This window comes from Acinetobacter sp. GRABPA_MV_2 (assembly GCF_056725885.1).
This window is the reverse complement of the sequence record NZ_JBWZNA010000001.1, coordinates 1-18105: the sequence shown is the minus strand read 5'-3', so window position 1 is coordinate 18105 and position 18105 is coordinate 1. Positions and strand designations below refer to the sequence as shown.

The window sequence follows — 18105 nt, the reverse complement described above, 5'->3', positions numbered from 1 at the left end:
GTGGCATGTTTTTTGCTCGGTTCAAACGGTCTATAAACATAACAAAAGTGACAATGGAGCTATGCTGGCATGAGCGTAATTACTTCGACTCCCGGTCAAATTCAGGTGATTAAGCGCACTGGAGATGTTGCTGCATTTGATGCAGAGAAAATTTCAGTTGCGATTGGTAAAGCTTTTCTTGCTGTGGAAGGTCAACAGAGTTCGGATTCTAGCCGTATTCATGACCGTATTACCCAGTTGACGGAAATGGTATTAAATACTTTCACTCGCCGTTTACCATCGGGCGGTACGATCCATATTGAAGAAATTCAAGATCAAGTAGAACTTGCTTTAATGCGTACTGGGGAACAAAAAGTTGCCCGCGCTTATGTGATTTACCGTGAACAACGTGCTAGCGCTCGTCAGCAAACGAACTCAAACCACCACCCTACTTTACAAGTTACTGACGCAAATGGTCAGCTTCAGCCACTTGATTTAAGTGCATTGCAAGCAACTGTTTCTAAAGCAGCTGAAGGTTTGGAAGGTATTGACGTTCAAGCCATTGTGGATGAAACCGTTAAAAACTTATATAACGGCGTAAAAGAAAGTGATATTGCCACTACAATGATGATGGCAACACGTACCCGTATTGAACAAGAACCTAACTACACTTATGTGACTGCACGTTTGCTTTGTAACGAGTTAGTAGGTACAGGTTTAGCATTCTTAGGTTTATCAACAGACACACCTGAAAACAATGCACTTGAAGCATTCTTGAAAAAAGGTGTTGAGCTTGATTTGCTTTCACCTGACTTGCTTGACTTCGACTTAGAAAAATTATCAGCAGCAATTCAGCCAGAACGTTCTAATCAGTTTACCTATTTAGGCTTACAGACTTTATTTGACCGTTACTTCATTCACTCAAACGGCGTTCGCTTCGAATTACCACAATTATTCTTTATGCGTGTGTCGATGGGTCTTGCACTCAATGAGCAAGATAAAGAAGAGCGTGCAATTGAGTTCTATAACTTATTGTCTAGCTTCGACTACATGGCTTCTACGCCTACCCTGTTTAACTCAGGTACATTACGTCCACAGCTTTCAAGTTGTTACTTAACAACGATTGGCGATGACCTTTATGACATTTATGGCGCAATGCGTGACAACGCGATGCTTTCTAAATGGGCTGGTGGTTTAGGTAATGACTGGACTCCTGTGCGTGCCTTGAACTCTTATATTAAAGGTACTAACGGCAAGTCTCAGGGTGTTGTTCCATTCTTGAAAGTTGCGAACGATACAGCTGTTGCAGTAAACCAAGGTGGTAAGCGTAAAGGTGCTGTGTGTGCATACCTAGAAACTTGGCACTTAGATATCGAAGAGTTCTTAGAGCTTCGTAAAAACACAGGTGATGACCGTCGCCGTACTCACGACATGAACACTGCGAACTGGGTTCCAGACTTGTTTATGCAACGTGTATTTGAAGATGGTGAATGGACATTATTTACCCCTTCTGAAACTCCAGACTTGCACGACTTAACTGGTGCTGAATTTGCTGAGCGTTATGCTTACTATGAGTCTGTAGCGAAAGAAACTAACATGCTACACAAGAAAGTACGTGCTAAAGACTTATGGCGCAAAATGCTTTCTATGTTGTTTGAAACTGGTCACCCGTGGATCACATTCAAAGATGTATGTAACTTACGTTCACCACAACAACACGTTGGTGTAGTTCACTCATCTAACCTATGTACTGAAATTACCTTGAACACAAATCAAGACGAAATTGCAGTATGTAACTTAGGTTCGATCAACCTTGTACAACACGTTCAAGGTGGTGTGTTAGACCGTGAGAAGTTAGCTCGCACTATTAAAACAGCAGTACGTATGCTCGATAACGTTATCGACATTAACTATTACGCTGTACCACAAGCGAAAAACTCGAACTTGAAACACCGCCCTGTGGGTATGGGTATCATGGGCTTCCAAGATGCTCTATATGAAATGGGTATTGCTTACGGTTCAGACGCTGCTGTTGATTTTGCAGATGAATCAATGGAAGTAATTAGCTACTACGCGATTGAAACTTCAAGCAACTTGGCTGTTGAACGTGGTGCTTACTCAACATTTAAAGGTTCATTGTGGGATCAAGGTATCCTTCCAATCGACTCTTTAGAAATTGTTGCGAAATCTCGTCCAGAGCGCATGTTCGAAGTTGACCGTACTCAACGTTTAGACTGGGACACTTTACGTGCCAAAGTTCAAAAAGACGGTATGCGTAACTCAAACGTGATGGCGATTGCTCCAACTGCAACCATCTCTAACATTTGTGGTGTTTCTCAGTCTATTGAGCCAACATTCCAAAACTTATATGTGAAATCCAACTTGTCTGGTGAGTTCACTGTTATTAACCCATACCTCGTTCGTGCATTAAAAGATCGTGGTCTTTGGGACACAGTAATGGTTAACGACCTTAAACACTTTGAAGGTTCAGTACAAAAAATTGCTCGTATTCCTGAAGAATTAAAAGCAATCTTTGCTACTGCGTTTGAAGTAGATACACGTTGGATCGTTGATGCTGCATCACGCCGTCAAAAATGGATTGATCAAGCTCAGTCGCTTAACCTTTACATCTCTGGTGCGAATGGTAAGAAACTTGACATCACTTACAAGATGGCATGGTTACGTGGTCTTAAGACGACTTATTACCTCCGAGCTTTAGGTGCAACTTCTGCTGAAAAATCTACAATCAACACAGGTGCTTTAAATGCAGTTAAACCTGCGACTGTTGAAGCAGCGGCGGTTGCTGCCCCTGTTGTAGAAGCGAAGAAACCAGAAGCAGCGGTTGAAGAAGAAGGCTTTACTCAAGCAGCTCCTGTACCAATGGCTTGTTCAATCGACAACCCTGATTGTGAAGCTTGCCAATAACATTCAATAAGATTGCTCTTTTTCACTAAAGAGCAATCTTAAAAGAGGTAAAGATTATGCTTTCTCATCTCAGCCATAACTATATGCTTGGTGTTGGAGTTTTAATCTTTGCCTTTATTTTCTTTTATATGCCGATGGTTTACGCATTTATCACAATACGTAAGCAACAGCGTAAACAAAATAAGTTGTAGTGAGTAGAGACCAAAGGCCCAAAATTTGGTCATGCATCAATAAAACTTAATTTTGTTTACACATTAAAAGCGTATAGTAGGGACATCTTCGTTTAAGAGATGTCAAATATAGATATATACAACGAAGAGAGAACAAAAATGTCTATCCTTAGTTGGGACGATTTTGAAGATGATTCGCAAAAACCGGCTGCACCTGAACTCAAGTCTACGCCCGTCAACACGGAAAAAACGACTGACGCGCAGAATGTATCTACTGCGCAGCCATCATCGCCGAGCGTGGCAGCTCCACAATCCGCTGGAACCCATTCCGTGCGACCAACAGTTGCCTCCGATACAGTGGCTAGAGCCGCTCAAGCCTTAGAACACTTAGACGTTGCCCCTGGCCTTGAAGAGCTAGAAATGGGTGCTCAACGTGTTCAAGTTGACGACAAAGCAATGATTAACTGTCGTGCGGACTTGAACCAACTTGTACCATTTAAATATGAATGGGCTTGGCAGAAATATCTTGACGGGTGTGCAAACCACTGGATGCCTCAAGAAGTTAATATGAACCATGACATCGCGCTTTGGAAGTCTGAAAATGGCTTAACTGAAGATGAGCGTACTATTGTTATGCGTTCTTTAGGTTTCTTCTCGACCGCAGACTCTTTGGTTGCAAACAACTTGGTATTGGCGATTTACCGTCATATTACTAACCCTGAATGCCGTCAGTACATCTTGCGTCAAGCGTTTGAAGAAGCAATTCACACTCACGCTTACCAATACTGTATCGAATCTTTAGGTATGGACGAAGGCGAAGTCTTCAACATGTACCGTGAAGTTCCATCGGTTGCACGTAAAGCAGCTTGGGGCTTGAAATATACTCAATCTTTAACTGATCCTAATTTCCACACAGGCACGCCTGAAAACGACCAACGCTTACTTCGTAACTTGATCGCATTCTACTGTGTACTTGAAGGGATCTTCTTCTACTGTGGCTTTACTCAAATTTTGAGTATGGGTCGTCGTAACAAGATGAACGGTGTTGCTGAGCAATTCCAATACATCTTGCGTGATGAATCTATGCACTTGAACTTTGGTATCGACATGATTAACCAAATCAAGATTGAGAACCCTCACCTTTGGACTGCTGAGTTCCAACAAGAAGTGGTTCAAATGATTGTTGAAGGTACAATGCTTGAAATCGAATATGCACGTGACACGATGCCACGCGGTGTATTGGGTATGAACGCAAGCATGATGGAAGAATACTTGAAATTCATCTGTAACCGTCGTTTATCTCAGTTAGGTTTACCAGAGCAATTTGCTGGTGTAACGAATCCATTTGCGTGGATGTCTGAGATGATGGACTTACGTAAAGAGAAGAACTTCTTCGAAACTCGCGTAACTGACTACCAAACTGGTGGTGCGTTAAGCTGGTAAGTTCGATTTGTCAGACTCAAAAAGCCGCTCTACTAGAGTGGCTTTTTTATTGAATATATAGATAATTAGCAAATCAAAGATTTATTCCAAATAAAAGATATCAAAATCAAAATATGAAAATTAACAGGTACATACCCAAAACATATTATAGATAAGGTGAGTTGGCGCTCTTGCAGGATAAGTATCTTTTTCGAAAACCTTATATAGTCTATTCTTATATTTGATGATCAATAATTTTTCTTTTCGATCAACAACTAAACCAACTTTATAAATAAAATAAAAAGAATCATTCTTATTTATGCGTCTAAATACAAATTGTACTAAATCCTCTTTTTGTATTTTCGAATGATCAACCAATATAAACCCTTTACATATTGAACACTTCCATTTGATTAAATCAATACTCATATCCATATTTCGAGCTACCAAAATTATATAAAAAACCTTAAGTTAATAAATATTACTTCTAATAAGTTAAGATATAGCTAAAGGTCTATACAACAATATCAATAGGAATATTAAAATATCAATATGAATTTAACTTTAAAATTAAAATATTAATTTAATAAGTATTAAATAAAAGTTTAAAACACTATTTAATACTCATTAACAGAAAATTTATTCATATCTTAATTGTCAGATTTTTCAATTATTCTTTGTATCACAGTCCTTGAGACAGCAAGGTCCTTAGCTAACGAATACACACTAAAACCTTTCTTAAATTTATTAATAACATCCTGTTTTTGATCGTTCGTCAATTTTTCAGGTCTACCTCCTTTTCTTGATAAACTTGATTTTCTTTGTCCAACACCATTAGTTAAAAAAAGTTTTTCAAATTTAATGCAAATTTCTATAAAGTGTATAAAATTATTTTTAATATCATCTTTAAATTCACAATTAAAATAATCTAATATAATTAATTTAATCTTCTTTCTTTCAATTAGTTTAATAGATGATAATATCTCTGTAAAACTACTACCCAAGCAATCAATACCTTTAACTATTAAAAAATCATCTTCTTCTAAAGAATAGTTAATTAAATTAAGAAAAATAGTTCGCGCAGTAATAGTTTTATCTACTGATACTAATTCAAAAATAATTCTATTAGGATGAATTTTATAGTTAAAGCTATTTAATATAGAAATAAAAGATTCTTTCTCTTCTTCAATATTTTCAATACTAGAATTTATTCGTATATAGGCATAAATACGCATACCCCCTCCTATTCCTTAGAGTGATACGAAGAGTATCTATAAAGTAAATTCAAATCAAAATATACTTTTTAGCTCTTCACTTATTGTTTGTTATATAATTAGTTTATTAATTTTATAGTAATGTAAATACTTTTATATTTCCATAATTTTAAAAATCCACATCCGCCAAAAGTTAAAAATATATAATATAGTAAAATATTATATATTTTTAAAACTTAATTGAAAAATATTTTATTTTTAAAATCAACAGATTTAATATCAAACAAATTGCGAATATAACAAAATATTAATTTTCTTAAAAATGTTTATAAAATATAAAAAGATTTAAAATTATAATTTAGATCATTTACAAACCAACAAATCAAATAGTTTTAAAACTATGTATTTTATTTTTATTAAAATTAAACACAATTAAAAACCAAATAACAACAAACAAAATTCATTTAAAATCAGACATATAATAGAAACAATGATAATTACTAGATTAACTCAAAAATATTTTATTAAGCTATTTATCATTAAATTAATTTAATTAAAAAATAAAACTAGATTTTAATATTAGATTTATATTAAATTCATAAATAATTAAGCAAGGAGATTATTAGAAATGAAAAAAACAAACATCATAGAACTAATAAAATTATTAACTAATATAATAAATGTGATAAAAAAATCTAATAACCTATATAGATTTAAGCATGTATTTAAATATTATGTTTTAAACACTGTATAGTACACTTTTGTGATTTAGTTCATGTTTTTTTTAAAAAAATAAGATGCTAAGATTTGTTTTGTTTTTGTTTAATTTTGGTGCTTTTAATATGCGTACATATGCCTATGTTAGAATAGAGCCTAATTTGCAATTTGAATTTTCTAGATATATCTGCTTTTTTAGTGAGTATGGTTATAAGATTCAAAAGAATAGATTAGTAGTAGAAGAAGTATCTGTTGATAAATCTATTATTTATAGAGATAAATTTCTTAATCTTATAAGTTATTCATTAGAAGAAGGCGATACTTTGGTGATAAAAAGCATGGATTGCTTAGGTAGTAGTTTTGAAGAAATTTTAAGTATAGTGGATAAAATTGATCAAAAAAAAATCCGACTAATATGCTTGGATTACTCAAAAAATGAAATTAATGGTGACTTAAAAATTTTCTTTCTGCATTTTTTAAAGCTGTCAGCTGAATTTGAGAAATTATTTAAGGCTGATAATAAAAAACCAAAAGATCAAAAACTTGCAAGAAAAGTTGGTAGACCAGAAATATTAAATAATGAACAAAAAATTAGAGTTATCGAATTGTTCAAAAAGGGTTATAGCGTATATTCACTCGCTAAAGAATTTTCAGTTACAAGAACTGTAATTCAAAGAATTTTAAACAATGCTTCAAAGAGTAATGTATTGTAATTATTTAAATTTCAAACCTATTAAATACATATGAAATAATATAAAAGGGAATGGTAATGACATACATTTTATTAATAAGAGTTGAATCTCTATACGATATGAAACATTAAATCCAAATCAATAAATTATTGATATATATACATATATCAATAATACTTGTTATGCTTAAAATTTAATTTATATGATTTAGAGTAGCTCTATATTCAGTTACCTTTACCATATAATTTTAAAAATATCTTTTATCATCATTACTTTTCTCAATTAAACTAGGATTAATTAATCTTATAAACCTAAAAACAATTTACTTTCAATTAGTTATAAAAAACATTTTATATAAAAATATAATTTCTATGCATCAGCTATTGATTAAATTATATTTACAAAGTAAAGTTGTTTCCAATGAAATGAAATAAATTAACTTTCAACAATATCTTGATAGTATTAATATATTTCAAATGTTAACTTAACCATTTAAGATTTATAAATTTCAGTTTTTTAATAAAATAGTTTAATGTTTTTCAAGCATTATTATGAAAATTTATTTATTTTAAAATAAGATAAATCTTTGATATGAATGATATTTTTCGGAATTCTTCAATAAACTCTGCGACAGGTGAGATTTATATTCCTAAAGGAACTGGACCTTTCCCAACAATTATTATTTTTGATACAGGTTTAATAAAAAATACAAGAACTTATGCTACTTTCTATGCAAAAAAAATGAAAGAAATAGGTTTCTTCGTTTGTATAGTAAAATTAAATTTAGATAAAAAAATAGAAATATGTACAATAATAGAATACATTTTAAGCCAAAACGAAGTAAATAATAATACAGTCTACTTAATAGAAATTGAAAGAAATAATTTGATAGATCTCAATATAGAATTATATAGAAATTATTTTCAAGGTATCACTTCAATTAATTACTTTAATTTAAATGATTAATCTTTTTAAATTGAAATTTCTTAAAATTATTTGAATAGACTAGAAGGAGACTAAACAATTAAGGCTTAATCTCCACGATGTAATTAATTATCAAAAACCATGACTAACAGATGATTTAGAAACATAAATTGAATTTTGTGGGTTTGAATCTTCTACCCAACATGATTTAGAGACATTAATCTCCTCACCACTTACTAAAGTAATCTTTGTCTGTTTCACATCGCTACTAACATTACTCGCAGCATAGTAATGATGTTTATCACAAATCACTGTCTTCTTATGATTACTTGCGTATTGGGAAGCCTTATCTGATGTGACCTCTCCCGTACCTAAGCTTGGATGGCCTGATTTTTCTGCTATCAAATACAATTTATGACTAGCGATAGTATTAATAGAAGCTGGTGAATAAACTGATTGATGTCCATATGGTTGATTTACGCACCCAGCTAAAATCATTGTTAAGGAAAATACGATTTGAGTTAGAATTAATTTCTTCACTAATTTTAATCCTCATATTAAATATTTAAAAATCTATTTTTATAAAATCCATTTTAAATTATGAAATTAGGATTATTAACAATAGACATCTTACCAAAATATGTTTAAGTGAAATTTAACTTTACTCTCTTAATTTTAAAAAAAATCAATCTAATTTTAACTTCCTTATTAATTAAGAAGAGTCCACATCCTAAAAGGTTGTGGACTTAGTGAATATCACTTAAACCTGAAATACGAGGATATTTATATAATTAGTACCCTCAAGATCATATTTACATGAGAACCAGTAACTATCAATTATAAATTAAATAAATTCAAAGCACTTTACTTTTTCTCAAAAATGTTGTTATTTTACAGGTAGTTATAAAACAATAATTTTAAAAATGTTTTAAATACATGTTTTAAATACGTGCAATCTATGTCTATAATTAAAATAATAATTTTTTAAAACTTCATTAAAAAATTATAAATTTAAAAAATCTTTCTCATCGGAATTTAGTTTTATGCCAGATTCTATTATTGTTTTTTTAAGACATTTAATAATTATTGAAGAATTATAAAAGTTATCATACCTATTTAACGGAAGTAAAAGTTTTTTATCATTTGCTACCAATGATAAATTTAATAAAAAACTTCGCATAAATATATAGCCAGAGAACGAATTATCTTTAAAAACCAAAGTACCATCAATATATTTACGTTTCTTTATACTATCTGGCAAATTTAATTGACTATCATTCATTTTATTAGACAAAAAAGCTAACCTATACCACAGCTTATTGTAAGGTATTTTGTAAATATTATTTTGTAAGCTACTGATATTAATTGGTAAAAGAACTCTACCCTTTTTATCAATATCATCTTTTCTTAATAATCTTTCCGACCAATTTGCCATACCTTCAAGATACCAACTTGGTTTTAATGGACTATACCCATATTGATAAAGATGAAATATCTCATGAGCAACAACGGTCCAGTAATTTCCTGGAAAGTTTTTTAATCTACTGTTTAATTTGATCAATAATGCTTTTTCTTTTTTTATCCCATCAAAACTAGCTAGATAAGGCCTATCGTAAGCAATACCATTATACCTTATGCTAACCACATGAATATCAATATAATTTACTTCAGATTTATATCGAGGGCTATTAAGAGGATTAGCAAAACCTAAATAGTCCAATGCATCTATAGTTGCATTAGCTTGAATTGCAATATTTTCTACATAATCTGGAATATTATTTTTATTGATATCTGTCTGCTCTATCTCATTCAGACTATAGATTACCCTAATTTTTCCAGATTTATAATATTTTTTTTCTTCACTGATCGTCATATTTTTTTTGTCCGCTGCCAAACAAGCCAAGCTAATTAATGAGACCCATAAAAAGAAAATAATCTTTAAAATATTATTTAAATATAATATTTTTCCATAACTTAAAATTATTTTCATCATTGAATCTCCATACAGATTTAGCACAGTTTTTATGGAATAAACTTATTTTTTCTCTATTATTCAATAATTCAATAGTAGTGTTAATAAATTTTTCTGTATCATTATCTTCAATCAAATAACCATTATAGTCATCAATAATCATTTCACTCGGACCATAATCAATATCAAAAGAAATTACGGGACAACCATTTTTTAAAGAATCTAATATAGCCATACAAAATCCTTCAGATCCGCTAGTAAATAACATTAGATCTGCATTTTTGAGTACGGAATTTACATCGGAAATGAAATCACGTAGGCGTACTACACCTACCAACTTATTATTTTCTATAGCTTTTATTAAGTTTTCCTTTTCAGGTCCAAAACCATAAATATCTAGGGTTGCTTCAGGAATTTTTCTATGAATTTCACCAAATAATTCTATAAGTAGATCTAATCGTTTTACTTTATCAAACCTTGCTAGACATACACATTGATACTTCTGTCGTGAAGTTAAAATATCTTCAGCTTTAGTATTTTTATAAAAATGGGGGATAACAGTATAGTTATGGTAGGAACCAAATCTCTCGCTGAAATCATTTTTTTGTTTCTCTGTTAAAAATATGAGATGATCTATTTTCTCTAAGTTCTCAATATAACTATTATAATGTGCATTAGTTCTTGAATACTTTTCTCTAGCTTTTGAATAATGTGCAGCATGAATAACTCCAATTACAGTGGAATTTTCTTTTTTATTCAATAGTATATTTTTTGCAAAAACTATAGCTCTATCAATAATATAGAACTTGTGTTCATTAACATTAATTTTAGATAAAGTATATTCAAAAAGTTCAATTTCCGAACTAAACTTTCTTGAAATTATACCTTCCTCTCCATATAAATATAAACTAACTATCTTACCTTCCTTATTATAATTTCTTGATAGAACAAGATGATTGTTAGTGTCATAGAAGTCCTCTGTGATAACTAACCTGTTGCTATCTAAGACTTGTGATGAGCTCAAAATCCCCTTTTCATTAAATTTCAATCTTTTAACTATTTGTCCAGATTCAAAAATATTTATATGACTTAAAAGTCCTTGCTTATTTTTGACATAATATTTACAGAGTTTATTTTTATTATCAAGGACCTTAACATTTCCTAAATTATCTTTTTCAATATTTTCTTCTTCGATGCTAAATTGATAATTCTCTTTAGACTCAAAACCAACTAAAAATTCATTTTTTTGATAATAAGAATATATATTTAAAAAATTAATATTTTTATTTACTTCTAAATCCAACAGACCACTTAGATACAAATCCTTATAAAGCATATTAATCATAGGATTGTAAGAAAGAGTACATATATTTACCTTAACCCCATTTCTACTAAATAAATCTGCTCTTTTAATTAGTGCAATTAATAGACCATTTTTTTCCTGCTTAATTGCAGGATAAAGCATATATATACCCTTTCCATTTAACATTATAATTCTCTTATCTTAAGTTGATAGGCAAAAAGTTATTCTTGAAAGGTGGTTTTGCATTTTCTTGCAACCATTCATAATAATCAACCTGAGCTTTTGCTACAGGATAAGCCATAAATCCTATTCCTGGCCCTGCATTGACTTCAAATATAGCAATGTTCCCTTCTTGATCGATACCTAAATCTAAACCTAACGAGTCTAAACGCCAGGCATATTGCTTTTGAAAAGCTAGTGGAAACTTTTCAAAAATTTTCTTTATACTTTTATTAATTTTATCAAATGAATTGGGATAATATTGCTCTAAAAACAATTTTTCACGCGTTGTGATTAATGCTCCTTGCATACCATTTGTAATATCAATATTTTTGTTGATATTTACATAGGGAAAAAATTTTATTAATTTCCATTTACCACCAGCCCCTCTACTAATCTGCATCCGGAAAACTGTATTAAGTGCATTATTCGTAGAACTATTGAAATATTTACTTAGTGAATAGCCTTTATTCTTAATATCTTTATCAAAAAAATTTCTGAGTTCATTTTTATTAAACTCATTTCTCTTATCCAACTGTTTTACAATATATTTTTTATCGAAAAATTCGACAGAAAAAATTCCTTTCCCCTGATTACTTGATAAGGGCTTTAATATAACTTTTTTATATTTTTGAATTGCATCCGTAAGATCCTCAAATTCTTTACAGTCCTCAACACTTATCAAAAATTCATTAATATCTTCAATTTTTTTAAGTTTTAGATCAACATTCTTTTTTGTTCCAATTCTATTTGATGTAAATGGAATTTTTTCTGCTAATTTTAAATATATTTCTTTATCTTCAGCCTTAACCGCAAGTCTATTTTGAATTACATTTGGAAAGTTAAATTCTTTTTCTAAAACTTTTCCATTTAATATAGTCTTTCCTAACACCTTTTCAGTTTCAAAACATACATCTTTTGCTGTAAACACATATGCTTCATGCCCACGGCTCTGAGCCACAATAATGAAGATTTCTTCTACATCAGTTAAATTTTTTGCTGGTTTTAAAATTCCAAATATAGACATTATATTACTCCAATTAAATCATTAATCATTTCTTGATCAATCGATCTGCGGTGATCATTTTGTGAATACCCTAGACAAGCAATAAGATAGTTATTGCGTATCTTTATTATCTGTACACTATTAAAAACATTTGGAAAAAGTGTTCCTGTTTTAATAAATATTTTTTCATTGGAATCAAAATCAATATTGACATAATTTTTATTTCTCTGAATAATGATACTCTGATGACTATAAAATAAGAAAGTTTCTATTTTTTTATTTTCTAACATATTAATAACTAGTTTTAATAAGTCATCCACAGTTGTATATTGTTTTCTTTCATATAAGCCATGCGAATTTACAATATTTGTAAGTGTCATGCCCAATTTATTTATTATTTTTTTTGCATGTTCTTCATATGGTATCTTTGTTTTTTCTTCAATTACTTCCTTTAATACTTCAGCACTCGTGTTACTTGATTTAAATATCATATTTTTAAGTAAGTCATTGATTGTTATAAGATCATTTCCCTGTAAATTATAACCACTTCCTACTATTAAATTATTTTCTTTAACTCTTACAATTTCTCTTAAAGAAATATTTAAATCAAATACTAAAAATAATGTTAATAATTTTACAACTGAACCAGGTACAATTTTTACATTTGTATTCTTAGAATATACTTCAATACTATGTTCATTATCAATGATAAAGATTGATAATGATTTAGCCGAAATTCTCTCAATCTTTTTCATTATTGAATTAAATTCGGTTAATCCTGTTACTCTAGCATCTAAGTTTATAATAGTGTTCATATTTTACTCCACTATTAACTTTTCTAATTTTAATTTTTTAAAATTACTTTTTTGCAAATCAAATTCAATCAAAAAATTTTGAATATTATCTATTTCTAGTCTTTGAATATCTGAAAAACTATATTCCCACCAAGCTGATTTTAATAGTTGATTAATAGTATCTTCATCAAATCTATATTTTATAATTTTTGCAGGATTCCCTCCCACAATAGCATATGGTGGTACATCCTTTGTAACTACAGAATTTGCTGCAATTACAGCACCATTTCCAATGCTTATAGTTGGCTTTAACAATGCCCTTGCCCCTATCCAAACATCATGTCCAATATTTAGTGTTTTTAGTTCAGGATTATTGGGTAATCTTCGGGCATTTTGATCCATCTTATTAATTTCTAAATATTTTTGATAAATTATAAAATTTCGATCGTATGTTGTTGCTGAAGTTGTAAGCCATTCGTGAGGATGCCTTAACCCAAGTACTCTCACTCCCTCTGCTATTGAACAATACCGACCTACGTTAGTAGTAATTGGCAATAGAGACCAACTATAAGAAAATGCTCCCATACTCCAAATATTGTTACCAACTAAAAATGCACAAAAAGGTTCAATTTCTACTTTTTCGAGAAAATTAATGTAATCTTTGTCAAGAAACCTTACGTTACCATTACGAGTAAAAAATATATTATTTTTACTCATAGTTTCTTTTAGCTCTATATATTGTCTTTTCATATGTCACTCAAAATAGTTATAAAAAGCTACTAACCCCGATAAATTATGCTCTTGATCATCTATTCGTGCTCTAAAACGATCATGTCTAACAAAGAATGCATTTTTAATTTTATCTGGCCTAGCCATATACATTGCTAATTCAGGATAAAAAAATCCTGTAGAACGTTGGAACTCAACTCTATATTTAATTAACTCCTTTAACTCATCAAACTTTGCCTCATTAAATAATTCTTCATAACCATTATCTCGCATATATAAAACCATTTTATATGCCGACATCATCATTTCTAAAAAAGTTGCATAAGCAGTTTTTCTATTTTTAATAAAACTCATATGATTGAGATAATTATTCATTCCAAATCTAAAGTATTTTTCTTCGGGACATATTTTTGTTAATTCATTTGTACAATAACTTAGCCAATGATCATGATATTTATCATATTTTTTTATAATAAAGTTATCAAACATTAGCTTAACAGTATTTAATAAATCTTTGTTTTTATTAATTTGATATAAGCGTAAAAGCCCTAATGCAGCTTCACCATCATAATATACAATTCTGAATTTTTCTTTTACAGTTAATGATGGGTAATTTAAAATATGACTAGTTTGTCCATTTTCATCAATCATATATTGTATCCCTTTTGCCAGCATTTCAGCATATTTGAGATACTTATCCTTACCAGTTATTTCTTGATATTTAGCAAGCATAAATATTGTAGTTGCATTTGACCCTAATTTTATTTCTAAATCTTTTTCCCCATCAATCATAAATCCTTTTTCTTCTACAATTTTATAAAATTTTTCGAAAGCATACTCCATAGATTTTTCAATTTTATCTAAATATTTCTTATTAAAATCTACTTCCAATGTTTCTAATAATGCATATAGAGATGTACAATGTCTGACCGTATTATAACTTTTAATTTCTCTATCATAAGCTGGAAAATAACCATAAACAAATCGCCCATCATCCATAATTTGGTTATATAAAAACTCTGCATTTTTAATTATAAGGTCTCTAACCTCAACCTTAATATCATCAGATTTATATCTTATTCCATTTGTTGGACCACCACTCTGCAAATTAATAAAATTTCCATTCTCATAAAAAGCAGATACTGTATTAAAAACCCATACTTTTTTTATATCATCTAGTTTAAACACTTTAGTAATATTTTTATATTTAACTTTTATTGCATCATTAAGATTTTTTTCATCAAAAAAATTAGGTTTATCATATGAAATGCCTTTTATAATAGCTTTGCCATATATCTCTTGCTCTAAAAAACATATGTGGAATTTATCATCAAAGCTAACCCCTTTCCTGTAATGATTATTATGATCTTGATTTAAAACATTAAAATTAACTTCACTCCAGCTCTCTTCGCTAATATTACATGCAATATCTATTTTAAAAAACTTAGGTATTTCTCTATTTTTAGAATATAACTTATCCAAAAATGAATATGTTCTTTTTAATACTGTATTAAAATTTTTATCAAAAGTGTTCCATACTTCACATCGTTTTTTATCACTACCAATAGATAAAAAAACACATAAACCATTTTCATATTCAGAATGATTTTTTAATTGGATTAGCAACCAGCTTTTTAATTTTTCTTTGAATTCCTCAAATTTACTATATGTATTAATTTCCATATTATCACTTCAAAAAATCTTTTAACTCATTATAACATATCACATTTAATTTAAAAATTATTTAAATAAAATAAAAAGAGGACCCGCAGATCCTCTTTTATTCAAACAATCAAATTAAAATAATATTTGACTATTTTGCAATAACTCATCAATCGTAGTATTAGTATTTTTAAGAGTTAATATTTCTGTAGAATTATAAGAAGTTCCACTTCCATCTCTATCTATACTAATTACTGTATCACTACCTACTTGTGTAGCAGTTACATATTGACCGATATTTGCATTATTAACAGATTGACCCGATAATAAACTACTTATATCGATTTTATCTCCTTCTGCTTTATTAAAATCACTCCAAGTGTCTGAACCGTTTCCACCTGTAGGATCTGTGGCATTAAGAAGTTTAAATATAACTGTATCTGCACCAGTACCAGTTGTATAAACATCACTTCCTGATGTACCAGAAATTAAATCATTTCCAGTACCAGTTTCATAATGTCTACCCAAATTAATTGTTAATGTAGCAACATTACTTTCATCACCATTCGCAGCTATAAGTTTATAATTGAAACTTGTAGTTTGACTTCCGTCCGCTGTGGCATTTGGAGTAAATGTATATGTGCCGTTTGCGGCAATGCTTAATGTTCCATTACTGTAAACTAAAGTTTGACCAGTAGCTTCAACAAATACACCCGCTGCATTTTCTACAAATAATTTAGTACCTACACCACCTGTTACATCAGTGCCATTGCCACTATCATCTGTAATTATGTTACCAGTTGCTGGAGTAAATTCTCCAGAAGCAGTAAATACATCATAATGTGTCAATGTTGGTTGAACTGAGGTTTGTACTGTTGTGCTATTAGTACCATTAATAAGGAATGATTCATTACTTTCTGTACTTGTATATACAACACGCCATTGAGTCGCCACACTATCCGCTGGTATTGAATAACTACTATCAATGATTGTAGCATTCGAACCACCCAAGAATGGATGACTGTAAGTCGTAGTTGGTGACACATATACAGTTTGCCAGCTACCGCTTACAAATTTTTGTACGCTATAACCGAAGGTATCGTTATTAGCACCCGATGAATCAGTTGTAGTTACTTTAATAGATAGTACAGCAGAAGCATTTGGATCTACGGTAACAACATCCGAAGTATCGGTTCCAGAAACACGCGTATAAGTATAACCACCAAATAAGCTACCACTACGAGTAACCGAAGCAGTCATTGAACCAAGATCTGCCGATTTTGTTTCAACAAAGTTTGTGTAATCTACTTGAGCGCCATTGCTGTCATTAGTAGCAACTAAGTCAACTGTACCGTCTAAAGTAGGATCCGTTGGCCAATTAATGTCTACTTGAGAACTATCAATTCGAATGTTGAGATTAGCTGTCGCTGTATTTCCATCAACATCTTGAATTGTATAAGTAAACGTATCGACTTTACCTACTGAGTTAGGAATTTCCGGATTTCGAATGTATTCATAATTCCCATCCTTATCAATATAGAGGTCACCATAAGCACCTTCTATTTTTTGGAAATCATTAACAGATTGATCCAATGTTAATGTATTACCAGTCTCAGAAATTACTTGTGTAACGACTAGTGGCTGACCTTCAGGATCGACATCTGCTACATCCCCTGGACCTTCAGGAACAATGACATTACCACTTACCACAACCTCACCATAATCAGTTGCTACACCACCTGATGGAATAGTTAAAGTTGGGAAGCCTAAACCTGTAAAGTTAAGCCCTTGGTCATTTGTCATGACAATGGCATATTGACCTTCAGGTAAGTCATTAATTGTGGTACCGCCAGTATAGAATCCTACAAGTGCTGCAAAAGCAGTTCCAGCATTTGGAATATGCTCATAAAGCTCATATTCTCCTGTGTTTTCATTTAGACGAAGAACATCGAGGCCTAAACTAACAACACCCACACCAGCATATAATCCACTGATATCTATATTGAAATCTTGCAATGTTCCTTGAGGAACTTCTACTTGCAACGCATTATTCGAAGCCCATGTCCAGTCTAGAATCAAACCATCATAAGAAGGTAGAACTACAGACGTCTTAGATTGTGTAGGTACTGGGCTTGTGGTTGGATCGATATTGGCATCAAGCGTTGCCAAGTCATCATTCGCAACTAGATCAGAGTCGCTGTCGCTATCCGAATCCGAGTCGCTGTCAGAATCAGAGTCGCTGTCTGAATCAGAGTCACTGTCCGAATCAGAGTCACTGTCTGAATCCGAGTCGCTGTCAGAATCAGAGTCGCTGTCAGAATCCGAATCGCTGTCGCTATCAGAATCGCTGTCAGAATCAGAGTCGCTGTCAGAATCC

At 31.0% G+C, this 18105-nt stretch carries 14 protein-coding genes; 5 read left to right on the top strand and 9 right to left on the bottom strand.

Annotation, left to right across the window (positions count from 1 at the left end; genetic code table 11):
- The first annotated feature begins 69 nt into the window (after window positions 1–69).
- The 3 genes from ACXM0J_RS00070 (at window position 70) to ACXM0J_RS00060 (ending at window position 4517) form a co-directional block, all read left to right on the top strand.
- Window positions 70–2904 (top strand): ribonucleoside-diphosphate reductase subunit alpha, encoded by a 2835-nt coding sequence (locus ACXM0J_RS00070; RefSeq protein ID WP_086266066.1) that lies wholly within the window; start codon window positions 70–72, stop codon window positions 2902–2904.
- 56 nt (window positions 2905–2960) lie between these two features.
- Window positions 2961–3095, top strand: a complete 135-nt coding sequence (locus ACXM0J_RS00065) for a hypothetical protein (RefSeq protein WP_002120013.1) — start codon at window positions 2961–2963, stop codon at window positions 3093–3095.
- Between the two features lie 138 nt (window positions 3096–3233).
- Window positions 3234–4517: a ribonucleotide-diphosphate reductase subunit beta gene (locus tag ACXM0J_RS00060; RefSeq protein WP_016802591.1), complete on the top strand. Its 1284-nt coding sequence runs from the start codon at window positions 3234–3236 to the stop codon at window positions 4515–4517.
- A gap of 629 nt (window positions 4518–5146) precedes the next feature.
- Here ACXM0J_RS00060 and ACXM0J_RS00055 read toward each other — a convergent pair.
- Window positions 5147–5731, bottom strand: a complete 585-nt coding sequence (locus ACXM0J_RS00055; protein ID WP_086266068.1) for a recombinase family protein — start codon at window positions 5729–5731, stop codon at window positions 5147–5149.
- Between the two features lie 821 nt (window positions 5732–6552).
- Between ACXM0J_RS00055 and ACXM0J_RS00050 the strand changes: the two genes are divergently transcribed.
- Both ACXM0J_RS00050 and ACXM0J_RS00045 read left to right on the top strand, forming a co-directional pair.
- Window positions 6553–7140, top strand: a complete 588-nt coding sequence (locus ACXM0J_RS00050) for a recombinase family protein (RefSeq protein ID WP_213034469.1) — start codon at window positions 6553–6555, stop codon at window positions 7138–7140.
- A gap of 570 nt (window positions 7141–7710) precedes the next feature.
- The gene (locus tag ACXM0J_RS00045; RefSeq protein ID WP_086266070.1) at window positions 7711–8085 is read left to right on the top strand and encodes a hypothetical protein; all 375 of its coding nucleotides are present in this window, start codon (window positions 7711–7713) and stop codon (window positions 8083–8085) included.
- Between the two features lie 90 nt (window positions 8086–8175).
- On the opposite strand, the gene ACXM0J_RS00040 is transcribed toward ACXM0J_RS00045, so the two are convergent.
- The 8 genes from ACXM0J_RS00040 to ACXM0J_RS00005 form a co-directional block, all read right to left on the bottom strand.
- Entirely contained in the window at window positions 8176–8583 is a 408-nt protein-coding gene (locus ACXM0J_RS00040) for a hypothetical protein (RefSeq protein ID WP_139841488.1), read from the bottom strand.
- 463 nt (window positions 8584–9046) lie between these two features.
- Window positions 9047–10036, bottom strand: coding sequence for a hypothetical protein (locus ACXM0J_RS00035; protein ID WP_086266072.1), 990 nt, complete (start codon window positions 10034–10036; stop codon window positions 9047–9049).
- A complete protein-coding gene (locus ACXM0J_RS00030) occupies window positions 9990–11480 on the bottom strand; it encodes a glycosyltransferase (RefSeq protein WP_479750133.1) in 1491 nt (496 codons plus the stop codon). Before ACXM0J_RS00030 ends, ACXM0J_RS00035 begins: the two co-directional genes overlap by 47 nt.
- Window positions 11481–11514: 34 nt before the next feature.
- The gene (locus ACXM0J_RS00025) at window positions 11515–12564 is read right to left on the bottom strand and encodes a YheC/YheD family protein (protein WP_086266074.1); all 1050 of its coding nucleotides are present in this window, start codon (window positions 12562–12564) and stop codon (window positions 11515–11517) included.
- Window positions 12564–13358 (bottom strand): serine hydrolase, encoded by a 795-nt coding sequence (locus ACXM0J_RS00020; RefSeq protein ID WP_086266075.1) that lies wholly within the window; start codon window positions 13356–13358, stop codon window positions 12564–12566. The genes ACXM0J_RS00025 and ACXM0J_RS00020 overlap by 1 nt, the downstream gene beginning before the upstream one ends.
- 3 nt (window positions 13359–13361) lie before the next feature.
- The gene (locus tag ACXM0J_RS00015; RefSeq protein WP_086266076.1) at window positions 13362–14087 is read right to left on the bottom strand and encodes a CatB-related O-acetyltransferase; all 726 of its coding nucleotides are present in this window, start codon (window positions 14085–14087) and stop codon (window positions 13362–13364) included.
- A gap of 3 nt (window positions 14088–14090) precedes the next feature.
- Window positions 14091–15749: a poly alpha-glucosyltransferase gene (locus tag ACXM0J_RS00010; protein WP_086266077.1), complete on the bottom strand. Its 1659-nt coding sequence runs from the start codon at window positions 15747–15749 to the stop codon at window positions 14091–14093.
- A gap of 114 nt (window positions 15750–15863) precedes the next feature.
- Window positions 15864–18105: BapA/Bap/LapF family large adhesin (locus ACXM0J_RS00005; RefSeq protein WP_479750130.1), on the bottom strand; the 2242-nt coding region annotated here is incomplete at its 5' end.

What these genes read in the sequence shown, in the direction of transcription:
- ACXM0J_RS00070 (WP_086266066.1), top strand. Translation starts at nt 70, where the DNA reads ATGAGCGTAATTACTTCGACTCCCGGTCAAATTCAGGTGATTAAGCGC.
- ACXM0J_RS00065 (WP_002120013.1), top strand. Translation starts at nt 2,961, where the DNA reads ATGCTTTCTCATCTCAGCCATAACTATATGCTTGGTGTTGGAGTTTTA.
- ACXM0J_RS00060 (WP_016802591.1), top strand. Translation starts at nt 3,234, where the DNA reads ATGTCTATCCTTAGTTGGGACGATTTTGAAGATGATTCGCAAAAACCG.
- ACXM0J_RS00055 (WP_086266068.1), bottom strand. Translation starts at nt 5,731, where the DNA reads ATGCGTATTTATGCCTATATACGAATAAATTCTAGTATTGAAAATATT.
- ACXM0J_RS00050 (WP_213034469.1), top strand. Translation starts at nt 6,553, where the DNA reads ATGCGTACATATGCCTATGTTAGAATAGAGCCTAATTTGCAATTTGAA.
- ACXM0J_RS00045 (WP_086266070.1), top strand. Translation starts at nt 7,711, where the DNA reads ATGAATGATATTTTTCGGAATTCTTCAATAAACTCTGCGACAGGTGAG.
- ACXM0J_RS00035 (WP_086266072.1), bottom strand. Translation starts at nt 10,036, where the DNA reads ATGATGAAAATAATTTTAAGTTATGGAAAAATATTATATTTAAATAAT.
- ACXM0J_RS00030 (WP_479750133.1), bottom strand. Translation starts at nt 11,480, where the DNA reads ATGCTTTATCCTGCAATTAAGCAGGAAAAAAATGGTCTATTAATTGCA.
- ACXM0J_RS00025 (WP_086266074.1), bottom strand. Translation starts at nt 12,564, where the DNA reads ATGTCTATATTTGGAATTTTAAAACCAGCAAAAAATTTAACTGATGTA.
- ACXM0J_RS00020 (WP_086266075.1), bottom strand. Translation starts at nt 13,358, where the DNA reads ATGAACACTATTATAAACTTAGATGCTAGAGTAACAGGATTAACCGAA.
- ACXM0J_RS00015 (WP_086266076.1), bottom strand. Translation starts at nt 14,087, where the DNA reads ATGAAAAGACAATATATAGAGCTAAAAGAAACTATGAGTAAAAATAAT.
- ACXM0J_RS00010 (WP_086266077.1), bottom strand. Translation starts at nt 15,749, where the DNA reads ATGGAAATTAATACATATAGTAAATTTGAGGAATTCAAAGAAAAATTA.